Source organism: Streptococcus pseudoporcinus LQ 940-04 (assembly GCF_000188035.1).
GTDB classification, from domain to species: domain Bacteria; phylum Bacillota; class Bacilli; order Lactobacillales; family Streptococcaceae; genus Streptococcus; species Streptococcus pseudoporcinus.
In genome coordinates, this window is record NZ_AEUY02000003.1 from 136,290 (window position 1) to 159,324 (window position 23,035).

Here is a 23,035-nt window from a genome sequence, read left to right on the forward strand (position 1 = left end):
GATTACAGAAAGTGGTGATATTATCCTCAAATCAAAACGAAAACAGAAGATTATGGAACGCATTCTGGTAGACCGTTTTGTTGCTTTAGAAGATTTAATGCGAGAGTTAGACTCTTCAGAATCAACTGTCAGGCGCGATTTAGATGAGCTTGAAGCAGAAGGCAAACTTCATCGGGTTCATGGTGGGGCGGAATTGTTTCCGTCGCTTCAGGAAGAATTATCAAATTCAGAAAAATCTATCAAAAACAGTCAAAGTAAACAGAAGTTAGCTAAAAAAGCTGCGGAGTTTATCCATGATAACGATGTTATTTTCATTGATGCAGGTACAACAACAGAGTTTTTGATTTCTCAACTCTTCCCAAAAAATGTAACCGTTGTTACGAATTCAATTCATCATGCTGCCAAGCTAGTGGATAGGAAGATTAAAACGATTATTATTGGTGGTTTTGTAAAACAGACAACGGACGCAAGCATTGGTAATGTGGCTTTAGAGCAAATTCAACAAATGAACTTTGATAAAGCTTTTCTGGGAATGAATGGACTTGATAACTTTTATCTGACCACTCCTGATATGGAGGAAGCGGTCATTAAAAGGACTATTCTTTCTAATGCGAAAATGTCCTATGTTCTTGCAGATTCTTCAAAGGTAGGACAGGTGTCCTTTGTTAAAGTAGCTCCCATTGAAGATGCCTGTTTAATAACAGAAGTATCTAAAAGTCTTCTGTTGACAAAAATAAAAGAAAAAACAAAGGTGATTGAAGTATGATTTATACAGTAACACTCAATCCTTCGATTGACTTTATCGTCAGAATTGACCACCTGGAAACGGGTTCAGTTAACCGTATGGCTAGTGACGATAAATTTGCAGGAGGTAAAGGAATAAATGTTAGTCGCATCTTACAAAGGCTAGATATTGATAATATTGCTACTGGTTTTATAGGTGGTTTTACTGGTCAATTTATTGAAGAAAGTTTAAGATCAGAACAAATCATAACCAATTTTATTCCTGTTAAGGAAGACACACGGATTAATGTTAAGATTAAATCTGATCTTGAGACGGAGATTAATGGAGCTGGTCCTGAAATCAGTGATTTCGAACTTCAAGCTATGAAAGAAGCTTTATCCAAACTTTCTGACAATGATACGGTAGTCTTTGCTGGGTCAGCGCCTTCTAACCTTGGCAATACTATTTATAATGAGCTTATCCCAATTGTAAGATCAGCTGGGGCACAGATTATTTGTGATTTTGAAGGTCAGACTTTATTAGATGCTCTTGCTTACCATCCCTTGCTTGTTAAGCCTAATAATCATGAACTTGAAGCTATTTTTAAGACTAGCTTAAAAGGACTTGATGATGTCGAAACTTACGCTCGTAAGCTTATCGATAGGGGTGCTCAAAATGTTATTGTTTCAATGGCTGGTGATGGAGCCTTATTGGTAACACAAGATGCTTCTTATTTTGCTAAACCTATTAAAGGAACTGTGAAGAATTCTGTAGGTGCAGGTGACTCAATGGTAGCTGGTTTTACTGGTCAATTTGTAAGAACAAAAAATCCTATCGAAGCCTTGAAGTGGGGAGTTGCTTGTGGGACAGCTACAGCTTTCTCAGATGATTTGGCAACAAGTAATTTTATAGAAGAAACTTATCAAAAAGTTGAGGTAGAAAAAAGATGAAGATACAAGATTTGTTGAAAAAAGATTTAATGATTTTAGATCTAAAAGCTAATAGCAAGGAAAGTGCTATTGATGAGATGATCTCGCGTTTAGTAGCTAAAAACGTGGTTTCAGATTTTGATACATTTAAGGCTGGTATTATGGCACGTGAAGCACAGACATCTACTGGCTTAGGTGACGGTATTGCAATGCCGCACAGTAAAAATAATGCGGTGCGTGAAGCGAGTGTTTTATTTGCTAAATCAGCTAATGGTTTAGACTATGAGTCGCTTGATGGTCAAGCAACAGATTTGTTCTTCATGATTGCTGCACCTGATGGTGCAAATGATACCCATCTTGCAGCACTAGCACAACTATCTCAATATCTCTTGAAAGATGGCTTTGCCGATAAGTTAAGAGCTGTGGAAAGTCCCGAAGATGTCATTGTCTTGTTTGACGCTTCTGAAAAAGAGCAGGTAGAAGAAGCACCTGTAGCAGGCTCTTCCAATTCAGAGTTTATTGTTGCTGTTACAGCTTGTACCACTGGTATCGCACATACCTATATGGCTGAAGAAGCTCTTAAAAAACAGGCAGCCCAAATGGGTGTAGCTATTAAAGTTGAAACCAATGGTGCCTCTGGTGTCGCTAATCGTTTAAGGGCAGAAGATATTAAAGAAGCGAAAGGTGTTATCGTAGCTGCTGACAAAGCTGTTGAGATGGACCGTTTTGATGGAAAACCTCTGGTATTACGACCTGTTGCTGATGGCATTAAAAAAAGTGAAGAGCTTATTTCAATCATTTTAGATAATCAAGCAAAGGTCTACCAAGCTAAGAATGATAGTAAGCAAGTGAAAGTCTCTGAAGAAAAGGCAAGCTTTGGCGGAGCATTTTACAAACACCTGATGGGTGGGGTTTCACAGATGCTACCATTCGTTATTGGTGGAGGGATCATGATTGCTATCGCCTTCCTACTAGATAATCTCTTAGGAGTTCCGAAAGACCAGTTGGGAAATTTGGGATCTTATCATGAAATAGCGGCTATCTTTAAAAATATCGGTGGTGCAGCCTTTTCATTCATGCTACCAGTTTTAGCAGGTTACATCGCTTATTCCATTGCTGAGAAGCCTGGTTTAGTTGCTGGTTTTGTAGCTGGTGCTATTGCTTCAAATGGTTTAGCCTTTGGCAAAGTTGCTTTTGCTGCAGGTGGTGAAAAATCTCTAGCCTTAGCAGGAGTACCTTCTGGTTTCTTAGGAGCCTTGGTAGGTGGTTTCTTAGCAGGTGGCATTATTTTACTTCTTCGTAAATTACTGTCTGGCTTGCCACGATCACTTGAAGGGATTAAATCAATTCTACTTTACCCCTTGCTTGGAGTACTAATCACTGGTTTCTTAATGCTTTTGGTCAATATTCCAATGGCAGCAATCAATACAGCATTAAATGATTTCTTACAAGGTTTATCAGGCAGCTCTGCAGTCTTAATGGGCCTACTAGTTGGTGGGATGATGGCTGTAGATATGGGGGGACCAGTTAACAAGGCGGCTTATGTCTTTGGTACAGGTACCTTAGCGGCGACAGTTGCAAATGGTGGCTCAGTTGTAATGGCTGCTGTAATGGCAGGCGGAATGGTCCCTCCTTTGGCAGTATTTGTAGCTACCTTATTATTTAAAGATAAATTTACAAAAGAAGAGCGTGAGTCAGGGCTCACAAACATCGTAATGGGATTATCCTTTATTACTGAAGGGGCAATTCCATTTGGTGCGGCAGACCCAGCGCGTGCAATCCCAAGTTTCATTGCAGGATCTGCTTTAACAGGTGCTCTTGTTGGTCTAGCAGGAATCAAATTAATGGCTCCCCATGGTGGAATCTTTGTTGTTGCTTTAACAAGTAACCCAATTCTTTACCTTGTGTTTGTGGCTATCGGTGCCCTAGTATCAGGGATATTATTTGGTGCCCTTCGTAAGAAACTTTAATGAGGACATCTGTCTAAGTGCAACTAGAATCTGCTAAGGTTCTAGTTTTTTGTTATACTTAAAGAAGTACAATAAGGGAAGTAAGCTATGGCTAAAAAGAATTATCGACCAAAATCAAGATTCAAGAAAGAAAAGAAACAAAATTTCCAAGTAAGTATGATAGCTTTAATGCTAACCAGTTTTATGATTAGTTTTTTTACGATACAAGGGCAAAGAGAAAGTATAAAAAAAGTAGCAGGAAACCAAACAATCCTATTTTTGTCAAAGGCTGCCAAGCCAGCTCAATTTATTGCTCAAAAAAATGATTTATACACTTCCGTAATGTTAGCCCAAGCCGTATTGGAATCCAACAACGGTCAGTCACAATTAAGCCAAAAGCCCTATTATAATTTTTTTGGTATTAAAGGAACTTATAATGGCAAAGCTATTATCCTACCAACAAACGAAGATGACGGTAAAGGAAACTTCTATAAGGTAGATGCTAAGTTTCGCCACTATGGGACAAGGACAAATGGCTTTAAGGATTATGCTCAGGTTTTGTCAGATCCCCTTTACCTGAGAACACATAAAAGTCAGACACAGACTTATGAAGAAGCAACACAAGTTCTCACTGGCCATTATGCAACAGATACTAGTTATAACCAAAAACTGAATCACATCATTTCAACTTATCAGTTGACCTTGTTTGATTACCCATTTTAGATAATAAGGTTAAATATTTCAATATGACTACAATTTTATATCAGCTCATTTAAATATGACATTCTTGTAGTTAAATACTAAATTAGTGTGTTATAATATTATTCGACTCAAGAAATAGAAAAGGATTTAAAGAAGCGATGACTAAGTTTAAGTTGAAAGGTAAAAAATTATTACTGGGGATCTTTGCATTAGTAGCATTAGTGGCGATTTTTGCAGTAGGACAATCGTCACCCAAAGAAAAGAAAGTAGAAGCCGACAGCTTCGCAGTTGGACCAACGCAAGCTTTTATTAACGAAATTGCTGGTACGGCTAGTCAAATAGCTAGTGAAAGAGATTTGTATGCCTCTGTCATGATAGCTCAAGCCATTTTAGAATCAAGCAACGGACAGTCAGGTCTCAGTCAAGCACCATACTATAACTTTTTTGGCATTAAAGGTGCTTACAATGGTGGCTCTGTAACTATGAAGACTTGGGAAGATGATGGTAAAGGTAACCCTTACGAAATTGATCAACCTTTTAGAGCTTATCCAAGTATAGCTGATTCTTTGAATGACTACGCTAATTTATTAAGTTCACCTCTATATTCAGGTGCACATCGCTCAAACACACTGTCTTACCAAGATGCAACTGCAGCGCTGACAGGTTTATATGCGACTGATACTTCTTATAATGCAAAACTTAACAGTATCATTCAAACTTATGGTTTGACAGCTTATGATGTGGTTACACCAGCACCTGGCTCTCAGCCTGCGGCAGCTGCACCGACTGCGACAGTTGATACCACTAACCTTGTTTGGAATCAATTCCGAGGTTCTTATACTGACTCTGAAACATTAAGGATTGACCACGCGTGGGCAGCATTAAAGTATAACCGATAAATAAAAATCACCCTCCTAGGGTGTTTTTTTGATATAATATGCTTATGAAAACAATAAGTGAAACCTACGAAAATCATCCTGAAAAACCTTACATTAATCCCAAATATGAATTGGATTTGATTCAAAAACCCATTCCAAAGCGAAATATGATAAGAACAAAAGAAGGCCTCTTACCGGGTCATATTGTGATGCTTTGGCGCATTAGCTTTGGCACTTACACAACAGAGAGTCCCCATCATAAATATTTCTACACAACCTATGGGATTGACGCTGATAAAGAATTAGCCTGGCTCATTGCTCATGACTATGTTGCCATTGATTCAGCTTTTGATTCTCTAAAACACATATCGGCTCTACAATTAAAGGAATTCCTAAAAGAAAAAGGTTTTAAGGGCCTATCTAAAATGAAACGTTCAGACTTGGATAGGGCCATTTCGCAAGAGTATACTGAGGAGAGTCTTGGTCAAAAATTTTCATTGAGGTCTTATCGTTTATTAGAAAAAGGTAAGAAAACTTTACTGGCCCATCCTGAAATTATTGACCGACATCCGCAGAAAAAGTACTAACTAGCCTACTTTAATATTCTGAGAAACTATGCTATAATGGGTCATATCGCCATCAAGGAGAACAGAAAATGCAAGTCATTAGAGAAAAAGAATTTGTTAATCAGTATCATTATGATGCAAGAAATTTGGAGTGGGAGAAGGAAAATGGAACTCCCGAAACTAATTTTGAAGTAACCTTTCAATTAATTGATAAAGATGAAGCTAAAAATGAAACGGTAATTGTTTCGGTTTTACAATTTTTGATTGTAAAAGATGAATTTGTTATTGGGGGTGTTATCTCTCAAATGGTACGTATTGTTAATCGTTTGGTTAATCAACCAAGCGAATTCAAACAAGATGAAGTTGAGTACCTTGCTGAACCATTGTTAGACATGGTTCAACGCTTGACCTATGAGGTCACGGAGATCGCCTTAGATAGACCGGGAATTAATTTGGAGTTTAAGAGTTAATGAAATTAGCAATTGTTACAGATAACACGACAGCCATACCAGAAGAAGTGACAAATCATAAAGACATTTATGTCTTGAACATTCCAGTTATTTTTGATAATGAACCCTATTATGAGGGTTTAAATCTTAGTTTAGATGAGTTTTATCAAAAAATGGCTAATAGTTCAGAATTACCTAAAACTAGTCAGCCCTCATTGACAGAGTTAGATGAACTGTTAACAGAATTATCCGTAACAGGTTATACACATGTCATTGGTTTGTTTCTAGCTGGCGGTATCTCAGGATTTTGGCAAAATATTCAGTTCTTAGTTGAAGAACATCCTGATTTAACAGTGGCTTTTCCGGATAGTAAAATCGCATCGGTACCAACAGGAAATATGATTTCAGCTATCTTGGATTGGTGTCAAAAAGGGGATGACTTTGATACTATCCTTAAGAAATTACATACTAAAATTGAGGGTACTTCTGCCTATATTTTGGTCGATGACCTTAATCATTTAGTTAAGGGTGGACGCTTATCCAATGGCTCAGCTCTATTAGGGAGCTTATTAAGTATAAAACCGATACTTCGTTTTAACGAGGAAGGTAAGATAGTTGTCTTTGAAAAGATTAGGACAGAAAAAAAAGCTATGAAGCGTTTGGTTGAGTTGTTAAACGAAACTGCTAAAGAAGGGGAATTTGAGTTTTCCATCATAAATGCTAATGGTCAAGAAAAAGCTAAGGTTCTAAAAGATATGTTAATTGAGAGTGGTTTGCCAGATAATTTTTATGAAGCAAACTTCAGCTCAGTAGTTGGAGCGCACCTAGGGACAAATGCAGTAGCAGTAGGCTATTCGCCAATTATTAAATAAGGGTTTAAAGTCATGGAGATGAAGCTCGCTATGACTACTTATAGGCTACTGAGTAGCTAGATTTGTTCAAATATCTGCTTGACTTACCTATTTAATCAGTCATTTGAGCAGTTAAAAAAAGTAGTGGCGATCTGTCAGACTTCTATATAAGGCTTAGTCCTAGAATTAGTTCAAGAATTACTGATAATTAACTAGGCTTATGGATTAGAGAAATTATTATGAAATTAATAACATTGCCTTCTGAATTTCAGAAGGCTTTACCAATATTAAAGAAAATAAAAGAAGCAGGTTATGAGGCTTACTTCGTTGGCGGTAGTGTACGAGATGTTCTTTTAAATCGCCCTATTCACGATGTGGATATAGCTACTAGTTCATACCCAGAGGAAACGAAAGCTATTTTCACAAGAACTGTAGACTTAGGTATTGAGCATGGAACTGTTCTTGTTTTGGAGGGTGGTAGCGAATATGAAATTACCACTTTTCGAACAGAAGATGTCTATGTTGATTACCGTAGACCTAGTCAAGTTTCCTTTGTTAGATCTTTGGAAGAAGATCTGAAGCGTCGTGATTTTACAGTTAACGCCTTAGCTTTAGATGAAGATGGGGTAATTATTGATAAATTTAGCGGACTTGATGATTTAAAATCTAGACGTTTACGAGCGGTTGGAAAAGCCCAAGACCGTTTTGAAGAAGATGCTCTTCGAATCATGCGGGGATTCCGCTTTGCGGCAACTTTGGATTTTACGGTTGAAGAAAAGACCCTTCAGGCGATGGCTGAACAAGCACACTTATTAACAAAGATTTCTGTTGAAAGAATCTTCATTGAATTTGATAAGTTACTGATGTCCACACATTGGCGCCGTGGTTTGGAATTATTAGTTAATGCGCAAGCTTATCAATTTTTACCGGACCTAGCAGGTCAAAAAAACAATCTAAAAAAGATGATGACAGATTTGCAGGCCACCTTTAACTTCACTGAGAGTGCCCAAGCTTGGGCAAGCCTGATGATAAGCCTTGATATTTCTAATAGCAAAGCTTTTCTCAAAAAGTGGAAAACATCAAACGACTTTCAAAAGAAGGTAGATCATATTGTCAGTCTCTATCGGCTTCGTCAAAAGCAAGAGCTGGATAAGTGGTCAATATACAGCTATGGTAAGGAGATTGCCCTTCTTTGTGAAGAGCTCCGTCATGCTCGGGCTTTAGAGGTGGATTTTTCAAAGATTCAAGCTTTAGATGAAGCATTAGCTATCCATGATAAACATGAAATAGTGATCAATGGGCGCTACCTGATGCAGGAATTGGGGATACCAGCTGGACCGCAATTAGGTAAGCTTCTTCATCAGGTTGAAAAAGCTATTGTTTGTGGCCGGTTGCCAAATGAGCTTCCAGCTATTCGGAAGTATATTATTGAGGAGTTAAGGAATGAGTGATTTTCTAGTTGAAAGATTAAGCAAAACAGTTGGTGATAAGACTGTTTTTCGTGATATTTCTTTTCTCATACATACTTACGACCGAATTGGAATTATTGGTGTTAATGGAACGGGTAAGACAACTTTATTAGATGTTATAGCGGGAAAAATTGGTTACGATGGTGACTTGTCTCCTTTCTTGAAACCTAATGATTATAAAATTGCCTATTTGACTCAGGATCCTGAATTTAAGGATAATGATAGTATTTTAGAGACAGTGCTGTCAACAGACTTACCTGAAATGGTTTTGATAGGACGGTATGAACGTCTGATCTCAAACTACTCAGAAGGTAATCAAAAAGAATTAGAGAAAGTTATGGCTGAGATGGATCGGCTTGATGCATGGTCTATTGAAAGTGAAGTCAAGACGGTTCTTTCAAAATTAGGAATTTCAGATTTAGAGCAAAAAGTTGGTCAATTATCAGGAGGAATGAAACGTCGCGTTCAATTGGCTCAGGTATTACTAGGAGCAGCAGACCTCTTATTGTTAGATGAGCCGACTAACCATCTAGATATAGATACAATTGCTTGGTTAACTAATTATCTCAAATCCTCGAAAAAAACCGTGTTATTTATTACCCACGATCGTTATTTTCTAGATCATCTAGCTACGCGCATTTTCGAATTAGATAATGCCAGTTTACAGGAATATCAAGGTAATTATCAAGATTATGTCCGCTTAAAAGCTGAACAGGATGAACGAGATGCAGCTAACTTGCATAAGAAAAAACAGTTGTACAAACAAGAATTGTCTTGGATGCGGACGCAACCACAGGCTCGCGCTACTAAGCAACAAGCTCGTATTAACCGCTTTAAGGAGTTAAAAGAGGACCTTTCTAACTCGGTATCACATGAAAGATTGGAAATGGCATTTGAAACGAGTCGGATTGGAAAAAAAGTCATTCACTTTGAAAATGTCTCTTTTGGTTATGACGAGAACCCCCTTCTTATCAATGATTTTAGTCTGATTATTCAGAACAAAGATCGGATTGGAATTGTAGGTGATAATGGCGTTGGTAAGACGACACTGCTTCATCTCATTAATGGTGATCTCAAGGCTCATTCTGGAAAAGTAGATATCGGAGAAACTATCCGTATTGGCTATTTTTCACAGCAGATTAAAGGGATGGATGAGACTAAACGCCTTATAACCTATTTACAAGAAGTTGCTGATGAGGTGAAAACAAGTGTTGGTACAACCAGCATTAGTGAACTTTTAGAGCAGTTTCTTTTTCCTAGATCAACTCATGGAAGCATTATCGGCAAATTATCAGGTGGAGAGAAAAAGCGCCTTTATCTTCTGAAAATATTGATTGAAAAACCAAATGTTCTTCTGTTAGATGAACCAACAAATGATTTGGATATTGCAACTTTGACTGTTTTAGAACACTTTTTAAATCATTTTGCTGGTCCGGTTATTACTGTTAGTCATGATCGTTATTTCTTGGATAAAGTGGCTACTAAGATTCTTTCTTTTGAAAATGGGACAATTCAGGTCTTTTATGGAAATTATAGTGACTATCTAGATGAGAAAGCTTTTGAAAATGAACAAGTGCTTCTAAAAGCTAAAAAACCCCCTAAAATGATAGCCAAAGACTCGACAGATAAGAAACGTATGTCATATAAGGAAAAGCAAGAGTGGGCTACTCTTGAAGAAGATATTAGCCAGCTGGAGAAAAAGATTGGGACTATTGAAAGTGATATGGTAACTGTAGGTTCTGATTATGGGAAATTGTCAGATTACCAAAAGGAACTGGATCAATTGAATCAAGAACTCTTAGAAAAATATGAACGCTATGATTATTTGAGTGAATTGGAGAACTAGTCTAATGACAAGATTTAACTGATTCATTAGTGAATCAATTAACTCTTTAGCATTCTATCATTGTCTAAGAGAAGTTTATTTACAAATCGCTTTAGAAGTGCCTATAGCCCTTCTCAGACTAAAGAAAGAGTCCACTGTCGTCAAAAGCTTTTCTCTTGATGAGAGCTTACTTGGGTAGCTGAGACGCTAGGTCAAGTAGTAGGGAAGTGGCTGCTTGAGGCATCAAAAGGGATTACCAGATCATCTCTTTAGATCTTAGGCTGAAGCGTTATCAATGCCAGAAATGATAAGTTTCTAGCATTTTTGCAAGGCGATAAAATAGTGGTTTGTGCAAGTTTTGCTAGAGGACAGAGTCAAGACTACTATTATCGTATGATAAAAGTAGTCGATAGTTACTAAAAACCTCCTTATCTCCCTTCTATTTTTTCATTTCGTAAGGAGGTATCTTTTTTAAGAATCCTTTTATTTTCAGAGTAAAAACTTGACATAAATATTCAGAAAATTTATAATATTTACTACCTTATAAACGATTGTTAAGTGAAAGGACAAATGATGATATCAGGAAAAGAATATGTTGATCGTGTTTTTGCGAAAGTAAAAGCTACAAATGCACATGAGACTGAATTTTTACAGGCTGTTGAAGAAGTTTTTGATTCCTTAATACCAGTTTTTGATAAATACCCTAAATACATTAAAGAAAATCTCTTGGAACGATTGGTTGAACCAGAACGCATTATTTCCTTTAGGGTTCCATGGCTGGATGATCAAGGAGATGTCCATGTTAACCGAGGCTATCGTGTGCAATTTTCTTCGGCTATAGGGCCTTACAAGGGTGGGTTACGTTTTCATCCTTCGGTTAATCAGTCCATTGTTAAATTTTTAGGGTTTGAACAAATTTTTAAAAATTCATTGACTGGGCAACCCATAGGTGGTGGTAAAGGGGGATCAGATTTTGATCCTAAGGGTAAATCAGATATGGAGATTATGCGCTTTACCCAAAGTTTCATGACTGAGTTGCAAAAATATATAGGTCCAGACTTAGATGTTCCTGCTGGTGATATTGGAGTTGGTGCTCGTGAAATAGGGTATCTGTTTGGGCAATATAAGCGTTTAAATGGGTATCAAAATGGTGTTCTGACTGGTAAAGGATTATCATTTGGTGGATCCTTAACACGTAAAGAGGCTACAGGTTACGGAGTTGTTTATTTTGCACAACATATGCTAGCCTCAAAAGGTCAAGACTTTAAAGGAAAAAAAGCCATTGTTTCTGGATCAGGTAATGTGGCTATCTATGCAACTGAAAAACTACAACAACTTGGCGCAAGAGTTATTGCCGTTTCAGATTCGTCGGGCTATGTTTACGATGAAAAGGGTATTGATTTAGATAGTTTAAAACAAATTAAGGAAGTTAATCGTGGACGTATTAAAAGCTATATTGATCAACATCCTCATGCTGTCTTTACAGCGGCTGGTAGCGGGTCAATTTGGTCTTTAAAAGCTGATCTTGCTTTTCCTTGTGCTACTCAGAATGAGTTGAATGCTAAAGATGCTCAGCTGTTGATTGATAATGGTATCCTTGCTGTTGTCGAAGGTGCCAACATGCCATCTAGTTTAAAGGCTATTGCATTATTCCAAGAGGCTGGTGTTTTATTTGGACCTGCCAAAGCAGCAAATGCTGGTGGAGTAGCGGTGTCTGCTTTAGAAATGGCTCAAAATAGTAGCCGGATAGCTTGGACTTTTGAAGAAGTTGATGCAAAACTCTTTGATATTATGAGAGACATCTATGATAATGTAACGCATGCTGCTGATGACTTTAAATTTTCTGGGAACCTAGTTGCAGGTGCTAATATCGCAGGCTTTTTAAAGGTTGCCGAAGCTATGTCTGCTCAAGGGCTGGTTTAAGATGAGAAGGATTGGGAACTAACTATTTTTCCTACCAGGGTTTTGCTATAATTGAGAGAATTCATCGCATAAGGAGAAGTAAAATGATTCGTCAAATTGTGAAAGATCCCTTCTTTTTGCAACAAATTTCAAAACAAGCCACAAAAGAAGATCTGCCCATAGGTAAAGACTTACAAGATACTTTATCTTTTCATAGAGAACATTGTTTGGGGTTGGCGGCTAATATGATTGGAGAGTCTAAGCGTGTTATTATCATTTCAATGGGCTTTGTTGACATACTTATGTTTAACCCAAAGTTAGTGAAAAAAACCAATCCATATGTCACTGAAGAATCTTGCCTCTCGCTTTCAGGAAATCAGAAGACACAACGTTACCAAAAAATTACAGTGGAATATCTTGATCTTAACTGGAGAAAAAAGAGTTTAAGTTTAAATGGCCTAGCGGCCCAAATTTGCCAGCATGAGTTAGATCATCTAGATGGTATTTTAATCTAAAAAGGACATGCCCCTAAGGCATGCCCCAGATTGAAGAAAAAATCCAATTTGGACCATTTTCTTCAATTTTTTATTGGATTTGGTAATAAACAGTTCTATAGACGCTAATGTTATATCGTTTATAAAAGTTATTGGTTAATCTTGAAGCTTGTCACATTTCCACAAACTTAAGTTTTCATAGATTTGTCTACCTTCTAAGGACGTGCCTTCTATGGCAGGTCCTTTTTATCAGTGTTCTTTTTTCTTAGATAAGGTAGTCACGAAAAGAGTAGCCACTCCGACTAGGGACAGTAGGAGTGAACTTTGTTCCTTACTTCCGGTTGTAGGTAATTTTTTCTTAACGATACTATTTTGAACAGGATTTCCAGATGTAGCAAGCATTGAAGAAGAAGGCTTATTTGTCAAAGCCCTTGCTTTGGTAGTTTCTGTTCCAGGGACTGTAGTTGGTGTGAATAGGTCTGAAACTAATTCTGTTTGAATGATTTTCCCATCACGATTCCGATAAACGCGATTAACTAAATCATGTATACCTGAGGAGTCTTTTCGTTTAGATGCTTCAAGAGAAACTGTAGCATAAGTTTTAACTCCAGAGATGGCGGCAGAAACTTTTTGCTTGCTTGCTTCTAGGTTTTTAATATACTTAATGAATACTTCGGTATCGGGGTTAATTGCTCCTAGCAATCTCCCTTTTTTAAATGTTTTAAAACCATCTCCCCCACCATATAAGAAATCATTGATAACCACTTTGTAGCTTGCATTTGGATCAATTTCTTCACCGTTAGCTTTGTAAACTTTTGCAACCTTGTAAGGAGTTAAGGGATCAGCAGAGCCACTATCAGTATAGATGTATTTAAGACCTGACATTTGAAGGAAATATTTTTCTCCCTCATCATACTGCTCATTCAAGACGTCATAAATTTCTTGCCCTGTTAATGCGACAACTTGAAGGATATTACCAAAGGGTTGGACAGCTTGCGCTGCTCCCCAAGTGATTGATTGGTCACTATTAACTATTAAATCAGCACGAACCCCACCATTATTTGTGATGGCCAAGTCTACGTCTGGGAATGATTCCTTAGCAATAGCTAATTGAGCTCTTGTAATTAGGTTGCCAAGAGGTGATTCTTTATCGCTATTAACCTCTCTTGAAATATTATCCTTTGTTACAGCTGTGCCAATTTTGGTTTCTGTTACGCGAGCCACGATGGTATTAGCATTATTCACAATTGCTTGTATTTCAGGTGTTCCTCTTAAAATTCCCGGAGCAACAGCGACAACTTGTCCAGTTGGGACTGCGATGAAATCCTGAGTATCCGTATCCAAAGTACCACGGACATCAGCATAGGCCTTTCCTTGAGCAAGTGCTTGAACAATTCGAGTATTACCAATTGTTCCGTTAGCATACACGTGATTATGTCCAGTAAAGACGATATCGATACTATTATCAGGATAGATTTGGTTGACCTTGTTTATAATGGTAGCCATTTGATCACCAACCAAACCATCTTTTCCTGTCGTTGCAGGGATATGGGCTAAAATCATAATGGCATTAACATTTTGAGCTCTTAATTCTTTAGCATATTTAGCGATAGTTTCAGCTTCATCTAAAAAATCATACTGTTCGTAATTCTGTTTAAGGACTAAATCGGGGATTTCTGTAGTGACGACACCGATGATACCGACTTTTACAGAAGTGTTGTTAACAGGAATTGATTTAATAGCGTAAGGTTTCCAATTATAGGGGGTATCCCCAGTCTTTTTATCAACAACATTTGCAATAACGATAGTTTGATTAGAAGGGACATGAGAATAATCTTTTGTGATTTGATTAATGGTAGAATCAGGAGCAGGAGCTGTACCAGTCATGATACGGTTATACTCAGCCAAGCCTTCATCAAATTCATGGTTACCAAGGGTGCCATATTCGACATTCATTTCATTAAAAATCTGAACAGTTGGTTCGTCCTGGAGTAATCCTGAGTTAGCTGGGCTAGCTCCAACCATGTCGCCAGCTTGGACACGAAAACTGGTGCCATTAGGGCTGGTTTGGGTAAAATCAGCTTGGGCTTTATCCATATAAGCATCAAGTTGAGCAGCCGTTCCAGCGCCTGAAATTTTACCATCAGGCATATAAGCTGTGCTCGTCTGGTCAATGGCCCCGTGGAAGTCATTGACCCCTAAAATTTGGACATCAACCTGATCAGCGTTAACAGCTGAGACTAATAGTGACATACCAGTAATAACACTTAAAACACTGCTTTTTAAAACAATATGTTTTTTCATAAAAATTCCAATCTCCTAAAGAATAAAAATGTTGTTTCATAAATAGTTTACTATCTTTTAATGAACAAAACAAGAAATATTCCATAAAAAGTGAATGAAATGCTTTTTTAAAATTATATAAAAGGCTTACATTCCTATAAAGACATATCATTTAAATAAAATATATATAAATGTTCGATTTTTTTATTATAGCTATTGCCATCTAAGTTAATCTATGATAATATGATGATTATATTAAAAGAAAGGAGAACAAAAATGTTAATGATTAAAACAAACCAAAATTTTTTTGAGATTCTCCTTTCTAGCCTTCAAAATTAGTTTGCTTTAGTGACCCTATGTTGCTAATAGTAAAGCCCGTGGTAGAAAGGATGACTTACTGCGGGCTTTTTGTATGCAAAAATTGATTTATTCAAAGAAGGAGGAAGACATGTTAGCTTTAATTTTAGAACATATCAAAACTAAAAAAGCCGTTTATCTTCTAGTAGCCATTTCTCTTTTGATTTATGATGCCAGTTTAATTATTCCGACTAAAGTAGTTCAAAGTCTGGTTGACCATATGAGTCATGATCAACTGAGTCAAGTATCTTTAAGAAACCATATATTCATTCTGATCGTTGCAACCTTTCTATCCTATGCAACGGCTTACTTATGGCATCTTAAGCTTTTCCAGGAAGCGGTAGCTTTCAAGAGTCATTTACAGCAAAGAGCATTTAAAAAGTTAGTTTTGATGAGGACACCTTATTACGATAAATTTCGTTCTGGCGATATGATGACACGTTTTTCAACAGATGTTGAAGCTTTGATGGATTTTATTGGTTATGGTTTGATGATTATTTTATATGCTGGAGGTATGTTCGCTTTTATCATTCCCACCATGTTTTTTATTTCTTGGCAGATGACCTTAATTGGTATGATTCCAATTGTCCTTGGTGTCTTTTTAACTTACTTTATGACAAAAAAGCAAGAATTACTTGTAGAAGAAGCTAGAGAAGCAATCTCGACCTTGAGTGATCAGGTACTAGAAACTGTAGAAGGCATCCGTGTGATGAGGGCCTACAGTAAGAAAGATTTTTTAGCTACAGAGTTTGAGAGAAAAACAGGAGCAATTGCTGAAAAGTGGAACCGTATTGCGTCCATTCGAGGCTTGTATTTTCCTGTTTTTACTACTATGATTGCTCTCAGTACAATTCTCGTTTTGGTCACTGGCCTTTCATTCTTGCAAAAAGGCCTTATCAGCCTTGGCCAGGTTCTGGCCTTACAACTCTATCTCGTCTCTCTAATTGAACCTTTTAGCATGTTAGCTGATTTTATTCTTGTTTTTCAGACAGGTAATACTTCGTTTGCAAAGCTTAACCAAGTGATTCAAACTGGCGATGATATGGAGGAAGATGGGACAAAATCTCTGGCTAAGATTGAAATTATTAGGTTGAAAGACTATTCTTTTAGGTACCCTAAGAGCAATCATGATACGCTGAAAAAGCTTAATCTTACTCTTAAACAAGGTCAAACCTTGGGGATTATCGGCAAAACAGGATCAGGTAAGACGAGTTTGGTACGGCAATTTTTACGTCAATATCCAAAAGGTGAAGGGCTTTTGGAAGTAAATGGATGTGACATCTTAGACTACAAGCGTAAAGCATTGGAAAGTCATATTGGCTATGTTCCTCAAGAACACATTCTCTTTTCAAAGACTGTTTGGCAAAATATTGCTATGGGAAAAAGCGGAGCAGAAGAATCAGATATACTTGCTGCTATTGAAACAGCTTCCTTTACTGAGGATTTAGCTCACCTATCGCAGGGCTTAGAGACGGAGATTGGGGAAAGGGGCTTATCTATTTCCGGTGGCCAGAAACAACGAATCGCTATAGCTAGAGCTTTTCTGGGGCAACCCGATTTGTTAATTTTGGATGATTCCTTATCAGCGGTGGATGCTAGAACTGAGGCTGCAATCATCGCTAATATCCAAAGTGAAAGGCAAGGAAAAACAAGTATTATTGTTAGCCATCGTTTATCAGCAATCCAACATGCTGATTGGATTATCGTTTTAGAAGATGGAGAAATTGTTGAGGAAGGAAAACCAAGTGATCTTTATCAGCTTGGTGGTTGGTATTATCAACAATATCTTAGACAAGAAGGAAAGGAGGTAAGAGATGTCAGTATTTAAAACATTAATGGCTGAGATTAAATGGGCTAGGAAACCTTTTTGGTTAGGGACTGTCCTATTATTAGTGGCAACTGGAGCTGGTCAGTATGCTCCCTTGCTCCTGCAGCAAATGATTGATCATTTTTTAACCCCAGTAGCGCAAGGTGAGACATTTAATAGAGATTCTTTTACTAAATTGATCTATCTATACCTTTTTCTAATCCTTGCTACGGCAGCACTTCGCTATTTTTCTTTTAAGGCTTTAATAAAAGCCTCTAATCAGATTGTTGAAAATTTACGTAATAGAGCCTTTCAGACAATGCAGTCTTTGCCTATTTCTTATTTTGATCATCAACCGGCGGGAAAAATAGCAACCCGTATTGTTAATGACACGGAAACTCTCCGCAATCAGTTTTTTGATAATCTTTTATCACAACTGATGATTTGTCTTTTGCAAGTTCTCGTGATTTATGGTATTTTAATCTCCTTAAACCTTACTTTAGGACTTTTTTTACTATTTATTTTACCAGTTTTTTATGGCATTCAACTTCTTTATAAGAAATTAACGGATCAACCAATGAAAGCTTTTTACAAAGCTAGAAGTGCTGTCAATACTCAAGTTAATGAAACGATGAATGGTGTTGGTATTATTCAACTTTATCATCAAGAAGATCACGTTTTACAGGAATTTGATAAAGAAATTACTAAAATGCAGAAGGCAGATAATACTATTATTTTTGCTGATTCAGTCGCTTCGTGGACTCTAACAGAGTTTTTTAAGTACACTATAATCGCTGCTATTTTAACTTTTATTGGTTATCGCTTTCTAAAAGGACAACCTGGAATGACAGTTGGTATGCTTTTTGTTTATATTAATTATCTGACTAGATTGTTTGATCTTTTAGGAATGGTGGTACGGCAACTTCCAAATATTCAAAGGTCACAAACAACAGGCAAAAGGCTCTTGGAACTTTTAGAGGAAGAGAAGGAGAAAGAGAGTGAGCTAGGAATTAAAGTTAGTCAGGGACAAGTCACTTTTGATCATGTCAGTTTTTATTATGATAAAGAAAAGAAGGTTTTAGAAGATATTTCCATTGAAGCTAAAAATGGTCAAACGATAGCTTTGGTTGGTCATACTGGCTCGGGTAAATCATCCATCATGAACTTGCTCTACCGCTTTTATGACCCACAAGAAGGTGATATCAGGGTTGACAATCAATCAATCAAGGACTTTTCTCGAGAAAGTTTGCGCTCCTATATGGGTATTGTCTTACAAGACCCCTACCTTTTTACAGGAACGATTGCCTCCAATGTAAGCATGGGAAACCAAGCTTATAGTGAAGAACAAATACAAGAGGCTCTAATCCAAGTAGGAGCTGAACACCTCTTAAGCAAATCGGACAAAGGTATTTATGCCCCTGTTTCTGAAAGAGGTTCTTCCTATTCAAGCGGTGAGAGGCAATTAATTGCTTTTGCCAGAACACTTATCTCAAACCCCAAAATACTAATATTAGATGAAGCGACATCACATATTGACACTGAAACTGAGGAAATTATCCAAAATGCCATGGAAGTTTTAAAAAAGGGGAGAACGACCTTTGTGATTGCTCATCGTCTCTCAACCATTCAGACGGCTGATCAAATTTTAGTTTTGGATAATGGGCGGATTATCGAGAGAGGAAATCATAGTACTTTATTAAAAGCAAATGGCAGTTATGCTGAAATGTTTCGTATTCAAGAGAAGATTTAAAGCTGATTTTTCAGCTTTTTTAGTTATGTGGCTTTTAGTCTGTGTCACTCCGAAGTTTTCTATCTAAAAGGTTCAGGTTTAGATTAGGGGAGTAAAAAGGGTTTCGTATCGCATTTTCTTAGCTTTTAGTGTAAAATAGTAAGGTGGTTTAAAAGATTAAAAAGAACGAAAAGAATAATTTATGACAAAAAAAATAGGTATCGGTAAAGCACATAGCAAAATTATTTTGATGGGAGAGCACTCAGTGGTCTATGGTTTTCCTGCAATTGCTTTACCCTTAAAAGATATAGAAGTGACTTGCCTCATTCAAGAAGCTAAAGAAAAATTGCAATTTGATTTTTACGATACACTGTCTACGGCTATTTATTCAGCCTTAGATTTTTTGCAGATTAAAGACAAACCAATCTCATATGAGATTATTTCACAGGTTCCGCAAAAACGGGGAATGGGTTCTTCCGCGGCAGTCTCTATTGCTGCTATTAGAGCGGTATTTGATTATTTTGACCAACCAATTAATGACGCCTTACTTGAAGTCCTCGTTAATAAAGCTGAGATTATTGCACATACTAATCCCAGTGGGTTAGATGCCAAAACTTGCCTCAGTGATCATGCAATCACTTTTATTCGAAATGTAGGTTTTGAAAGTCTGACTATTAATTTAGATGCTTATCTAGTAATCGCTGATACAGGTATTCATGGACATACCCGTGAAGCTGTTGATAAAGTAGCCAAATTTGAAGAAAGTAATTTGCCACACCTCACTTGTCTGGGACAATTAACAGAAGAAGTTTATCGGGCGATTATTAGTAAAGATAGAGAGGCGATGGGGCGTGCGATGACGCAAGCCCATCAAGAACTTAAAGCTATCGGAGTTAGTATTGAACAGTCAGATTTACTGGTTCAAGAAGCATTAGCTCATCAAGCTTTGGGTGCTAAAATGTCAGGTGGTGGTCTTGGTGGTTGTATTATTGCTTTAGCAGCTACCGCAAAAGATGCTGACACCATATGTGAAAAACTATTAGAAAAAGGGGCCGTAAATACGTGGATTCAAAAACTGTAACTGTGAAGTCCTATGCAAATATTGCAATAATTAAATATTGGGGAAAAGAAGATCAGAAAAAAATGATTCCTTCAACCAGTAGTATTTCTTTAACCTTAGAAAATATGTATACGGAAACACAAGTCCAAGCATTACCTGAAGGTGTTGATAGAGACTTGTTTTACATTGATGATCAGTTACAAAGCCAAGAAGAACATGAGAAAATATCTGCTATTATTAATCAGTTTCGGACCCCTAAGAACTTATATGTCCAAGTTAGAAGCCGTAATAATATGCCAACAGCAGCTGGGCTGTCATCAAGTTCGAGTGGTCTGTCCGCTCTAGTTAAAGCCTGCAACCAATTTTTTGAAACTGGTCTAACCCAAAGTCAACTAGCACAAAAAGCAAAGTTCGCCTCAGGGTCAGCTTCTCGCTCTTTCTTTGGGCCATTATCTGCTTGGGATAAGAGTAGTGGTCATATCTATAAAGTGACAACTGATTTAAAATTAGCCATGATTATGTTAATTTTAAATGAGGAACGAAAGCCTATCTCAAGTCGAGATGGTATGAGGCTGTGTCGTCAAACATCGACAACTTTTGATCAATGGATAAAAAAATCGGAAGTTGATTATCAAGAAATGCTACATTATTTAGAGACTAATGATTTTGAAAAAGTTGGCTTATTGACAGAAGAGAATGCTCTTGCCATGCATGAGACAACTCGTACATCAACCCCTTCTTTTTCTTATTTAACTGAGGCTTCCTATCAGGCTATGGACAAGGTTCGAGATATGCGCTCTAAGGGATACCAATGCTATTTCACTATGGATGCTGGTCCTAATGTAAAAGTTCTTTGTTTAGAAAAGGATTTAGAGAAGCTTGCACATCTTTTTGCGCAAGATTATAAGGTTATTGTTTCTAAGACAAAGGATATTCTCGATGACTAAATATCAGGTAGAAACTGGCGGAAAGCTTTATATTGCAGGAGAATATGCTATTTTAAGTCCTGGACAAACAGCTATTTTAATGCCTATCCCTATTAAAATGAAGGCCGATATTGAAACGGCTAGAGATTTTAAGATCACTTCTGATATGTTTGATTATAGTGTTGGTCTAGAACCTAACGTCGGTTACCAGTTAATCCAAGCCAGTATTCATACAGTGTCTTTATTGCTTGGTAAGGAAATGAAGGATTTGCCTCCTTTTCATTTAAGGATTTCAGGTAAAATGGAAGCAGAAGGTAAAAAATATGGTTTGGGTTCAAGTGGTAGTGTCACTGTATTGACGATAAAGGCTTTGGCAAAATTTTTCCATCTATCACTTTCAAATGATTTACTTTTTAAGTTGGCAGCTTACACGCTCCTTACTTTAGGTGATAATGGTTCTATGGGTGATATTGCTTGTATTGCTTATGATCGGATGATTGCTTACAAATCTTTTGACCGACAAGCTATCAGTAAAAGAATTCGCGACTATTCATTTGAAAAAGTAATGAAAGAAGATTGGCAATATCAAATAGATGTGATTGAGCCCCAATTAGACACTCATTTTTTAGTAGGCTGGACCAAAGTGCCTTCAATTTCACGTGATATGATTAATCGTGTTAAATATGCGATTGATGCTTCTTTTCTTGCTGAAACCCAAAAAGCTGTTTTAGACTGCCAAAAAGGACTTGAAAGTGGTGATAAGGACTTATTTGTCCTTTCCTTGGCTCAGGTTAGTGACCTCTTGCAAGAACTTGATCCTGCTATTTATCATCCTAAACTGCTTGCCTTAAAGGAGGCGTGTCAGGGGCTTAACGCAGTCGCTAAGTCTTCTGGCTCAGGAGGTGGTGATTGCGGAATTGCTTTTTCTTTTGATCAAGTGTCAACGGACCGCATATTAACGAATTGGCGAACTAATGGCATTGATTTGATTTATGATAAGAGGTGGCTTGCAGATGACTAATCGCAAAAATGATCATATTAAATACGCACTAAAATACCAATCATCTTACAATTCTTTTGATGATATTGAACTTATTCATTGTTCTTTACCTCAGTATGATTTGGAGGAGATCGATTTATCAACCCATTATGCTGGACAGGACTTTGCATATCCTTTTTATATTAATGCTATGACTGGTGGGAGTGAAAAAGGCAAAGCTGTCAATGAAAAATTGGCCCAGGTAGCAGAAGCAACCGGGATTCCGATGGTGACTGGTTCTTATAGCGCAGCTTTAAAGAATCCTAATGACCAATCCTATCAGTTACGGTCGATAGCTCCCAATCTTTTATTGGGGACCAATATTGGCTTAGATAAAAATGTTAATCTAGGGTTACAGACAGTTAGAGAAATGAATCCCATTTTTTTACAGGTTCATATTAATCTCATGCAAGAGCTATTAATGCCTGAGGGAGAACGTCAATTTCGTTCTTGGCGTCAGCATTTGAAAGACTACGCTGAACAGATACCGGTCCCTATTATTCTGAAAGAAGTTGGTTTCGGAATGGACCTCAAAACAATTAATTTGGCGCGTGATTTAGGCATCCAAACATTTGATATTTCTGGACGTGGTGGAACGTCGTTTGCCTATATTGAAAATCAAAGAGGTGGTCATAAAGCATACCTCGATAATTGGGGTCAAACAACTGGACAATGTTTGTTAAATTGTCAAGCAATATCTGATGACGTTGAGATTTTGGCATCTGGAGGTGTTCGAAATCCTTTAGATATGATTAAGTGTTTGGTCCTTGGAGCTAAAGCTGTTGGTTTATCTCGGACGGTTTTAGAATTGGTCGAATCTTACCCGCTAGAAGAGGTTATTGCCATCATTAATGGTTGGAAAGAAGAACTTAGGTTAATCATGTGCGCCCTTGATTGTCGGACGATTGCTGAGCTCAAGTCTGTCGACTATTATTTATATGGTCGCCTAAAAGAAGCTCATACAAACCATGGTAGCGGCAACAGAAACCCAGGCGTCTGAAGTGAGTCTGGGACAAAAAGATATTAATTTTTGAGATTCCCTGCCATTAATTTTTCCAATTGATAAATGAAATCCAAAAAGCGAACAAAACTCATT

At 37.3% G+C, this 23,035-nt stretch carries 19 protein-coding genes; 18 read left to right on the forward strand and 1 reads right to left on the reverse strand.

Translation table 11 applies throughout. The annotated features are described in order from the left end of the window. Positions 1-49 precede the first annotated feature (49 nt). The 12 genes from STRPS_RS00975 to STRPS_RS01030 all read left to right on the forward strand — a co-directional run bounded on the left by STRPS_RS00975 (position 50) and on the right by STRPS_RS01030 (position 12,759). Positions 50-766: a DeoR/GlpR family DNA-binding transcription regulator gene (locus tag STRPS_RS00975; protein ID WP_255261103.1), complete on the forward strand. Its 717-nt coding sequence runs from the start codon at positions 50-52 to the stop codon at positions 764-766. Then, the gene (gene pfkB / locus STRPS_RS00980) at positions 763-1,674 is read left to right on the forward strand and encodes a 1-phosphofructokinase (protein WP_007894071.1); all 912 of its coding nucleotides are present in this window, start codon (positions 763-765) and stop codon (positions 1,672-1,674) included. Before STRPS_RS00975 ends, pfkB begins: the two co-directional genes overlap by 4 nt. Then, positions 1,671-3,623 carry a PTS fructose transporter subunit IIABC gene (locus STRPS_RS00985; RefSeq protein ID WP_007894366.1) on the forward strand — a complete coding sequence of 651 codons (1,953 nt, stop codon included), beginning with the start codon at positions 1,671-1,673 and terminating at the stop codon, positions 3,621-3,623. Before pfkB ends, STRPS_RS00985 begins: the two co-directional genes overlap by 4 nt. An 87-nt stretch (positions 3,624-3,710) precedes the next feature. Beyond that, on the forward strand, positions 3,711-4,325 hold the full coding sequence (locus STRPS_RS00990) for a glycoside hydrolase family 73 protein (protein WP_007894139.1): 615 nt from the start codon (positions 3,711-3,713) through the stop codon (positions 4,323-4,325). Between the two features lie 137 nt (positions 4,326-4,462). After that, entirely contained in the window at positions 4,463-5,203 is a 741-nt protein-coding gene (locus tag STRPS_RS00995; protein ID WP_007894134.1) for a glycoside hydrolase family 73 protein, read from the forward strand. A 44-nt stretch (positions 5,204-5,247) separates the two neighbouring features. Beyond that, positions 5,248-5,769 carry a hypothetical protein gene (locus STRPS_RS01000; RefSeq protein ID WP_037598861.1) on the forward strand — a complete coding sequence of 174 codons (522 nt, stop codon included), beginning with the start codon at positions 5,248-5,250 and terminating at the stop codon, positions 5,767-5,769. Between the two features lie 68 nt (positions 5,770-5,837). Beyond that, on the forward strand, positions 5,838-6,218 hold the full coding sequence (locus STRPS_RS01005) for a DUF1149 family protein (protein ID WP_007894359.1): 381 nt from the start codon (positions 5,838-5,840) through the stop codon (positions 6,216-6,218). After that, on the forward strand, positions 6,218-7,069 hold the full coding sequence (locus tag STRPS_RS01010) for a DegV family protein (RefSeq protein WP_007894135.1): 852 nt from the start codon (positions 6,218-6,220) through the stop codon (positions 7,067-7,069). Before STRPS_RS01005 ends, STRPS_RS01010 begins: the two co-directional genes overlap by 1 nt. Before the next feature lie 218 nt (positions 7,070-7,287). Beyond that, positions 7,288-8,499: a CCA tRNA nucleotidyltransferase gene (locus tag STRPS_RS01015; protein WP_007894321.1), complete on the forward strand. Its 1,212-nt coding sequence runs from the start codon at positions 7,288-7,290 to the stop codon at positions 8,497-8,499. Then, positions 8,492-10,363 (forward strand): ABC-F family ATP-binding cassette domain-containing protein, encoded by a 1,872-nt coding sequence (locus tag STRPS_RS01020; RefSeq protein ID WP_007894131.1) that lies wholly within the window; start codon positions 8,492-8,494, stop codon positions 10,361-10,363. Before STRPS_RS01015 ends, STRPS_RS01020 begins: the two co-directional genes overlap by 8 nt. A 552-nt stretch (positions 10,364-10,915) precedes the next feature. Then, positions 10,916-12,265 carry an NADP-specific glutamate dehydrogenase gene (gdhA, locus tag STRPS_RS01025; protein ID WP_007894128.1) on the forward strand — a complete coding sequence of 450 codons (1,350 nt, stop codon included), beginning with the start codon at positions 10,916-10,918 and terminating at the stop codon, positions 12,263-12,265. Positions 12,266-12,348: 83 nt separating this feature from the next. Then, a complete protein-coding gene (locus STRPS_RS01030) occupies positions 12,349-12,759 on the forward strand; it encodes a peptide deformylase (RefSeq protein ID WP_007894328.1) in 411 nt (136 codons plus the stop codon). Between the two features lie 228 nt (positions 12,760-12,987). Here the strand turns inward: STRPS_RS01030 and STRPS_RS01035 are convergent, their stop codons facing one another. Continuing rightward, a complete protein-coding gene (locus STRPS_RS01035) occupies positions 12,988-15,042 on the reverse strand; it encodes a surface-anchored 5'-nucleotidase (protein WP_007894052.1) in 2,055 nt (684 codons plus the stop codon). A 427-nt stretch (positions 15,043-15,469) separates the two neighbouring features. Between STRPS_RS01035 and STRPS_RS01040 the strand changes: the two genes are divergently transcribed. The 6 genes from STRPS_RS01040 to fni all read left to right on the forward strand — a co-directional run bounded on the left by STRPS_RS01040 (position 15,470) and on the right by fni (position 22,939). Next, entirely contained in the window at positions 15,470-17,206 is a 1,737-nt protein-coding gene (locus STRPS_RS01040; RefSeq protein WP_007894310.1) for an ABC transporter ATP-binding protein, read from the forward strand. After that, positions 17,193-18,935 carry an ABC transporter ATP-binding protein gene (locus tag STRPS_RS01045; RefSeq protein WP_007894088.1) on the forward strand — a complete coding sequence of 581 codons (1,743 nt, stop codon included), beginning with the start codon at positions 17,193-17,195 and terminating at the stop codon, positions 18,933-18,935. Before STRPS_RS01040 ends, STRPS_RS01045 begins: the two co-directional genes overlap by 14 nt. 181 nt (positions 18,936-19,116) lie before the next feature. After that, positions 19,117-19,995, forward strand: a complete 879-nt coding sequence (gene mvk / locus STRPS_RS01050) for a mevalonate kinase (protein ID WP_007894369.1) — start codon at positions 19,117-19,119, stop codon at positions 19,993-19,995. Next, positions 19,977-20,921: a diphosphomevalonate decarboxylase gene (mvaD, locus tag STRPS_RS01055; protein ID WP_007894163.1), complete on the forward strand. Its 945-nt coding sequence runs from the start codon at positions 19,977-19,979 to the stop codon at positions 20,919-20,921. Before mvk ends, mvaD begins: the two co-directional genes overlap by 19 nt. Beyond that, entirely contained in the window at positions 20,914-21,921 is a 1,008-nt protein-coding gene (locus STRPS_RS01060) for a phosphomevalonate kinase (protein WP_007894101.1), read from the forward strand. The genes mvaD and STRPS_RS01060 overlap by 8 nt, the downstream gene beginning before the upstream one ends. Further along, positions 21,914-22,939 carry a type 2 isopentenyl-diphosphate Delta-isomerase gene (gene fni, locus STRPS_RS01065; protein WP_007894350.1) on the forward strand — a complete coding sequence of 342 codons (1,026 nt, stop codon included), beginning with the start codon at positions 21,914-21,916 and terminating at the stop codon, positions 22,937-22,939. The genes STRPS_RS01060 and fni overlap by 8 nt, the downstream gene beginning before the upstream one ends. Positions 22,940-23,035 lie beyond the last annotated feature (96 nt).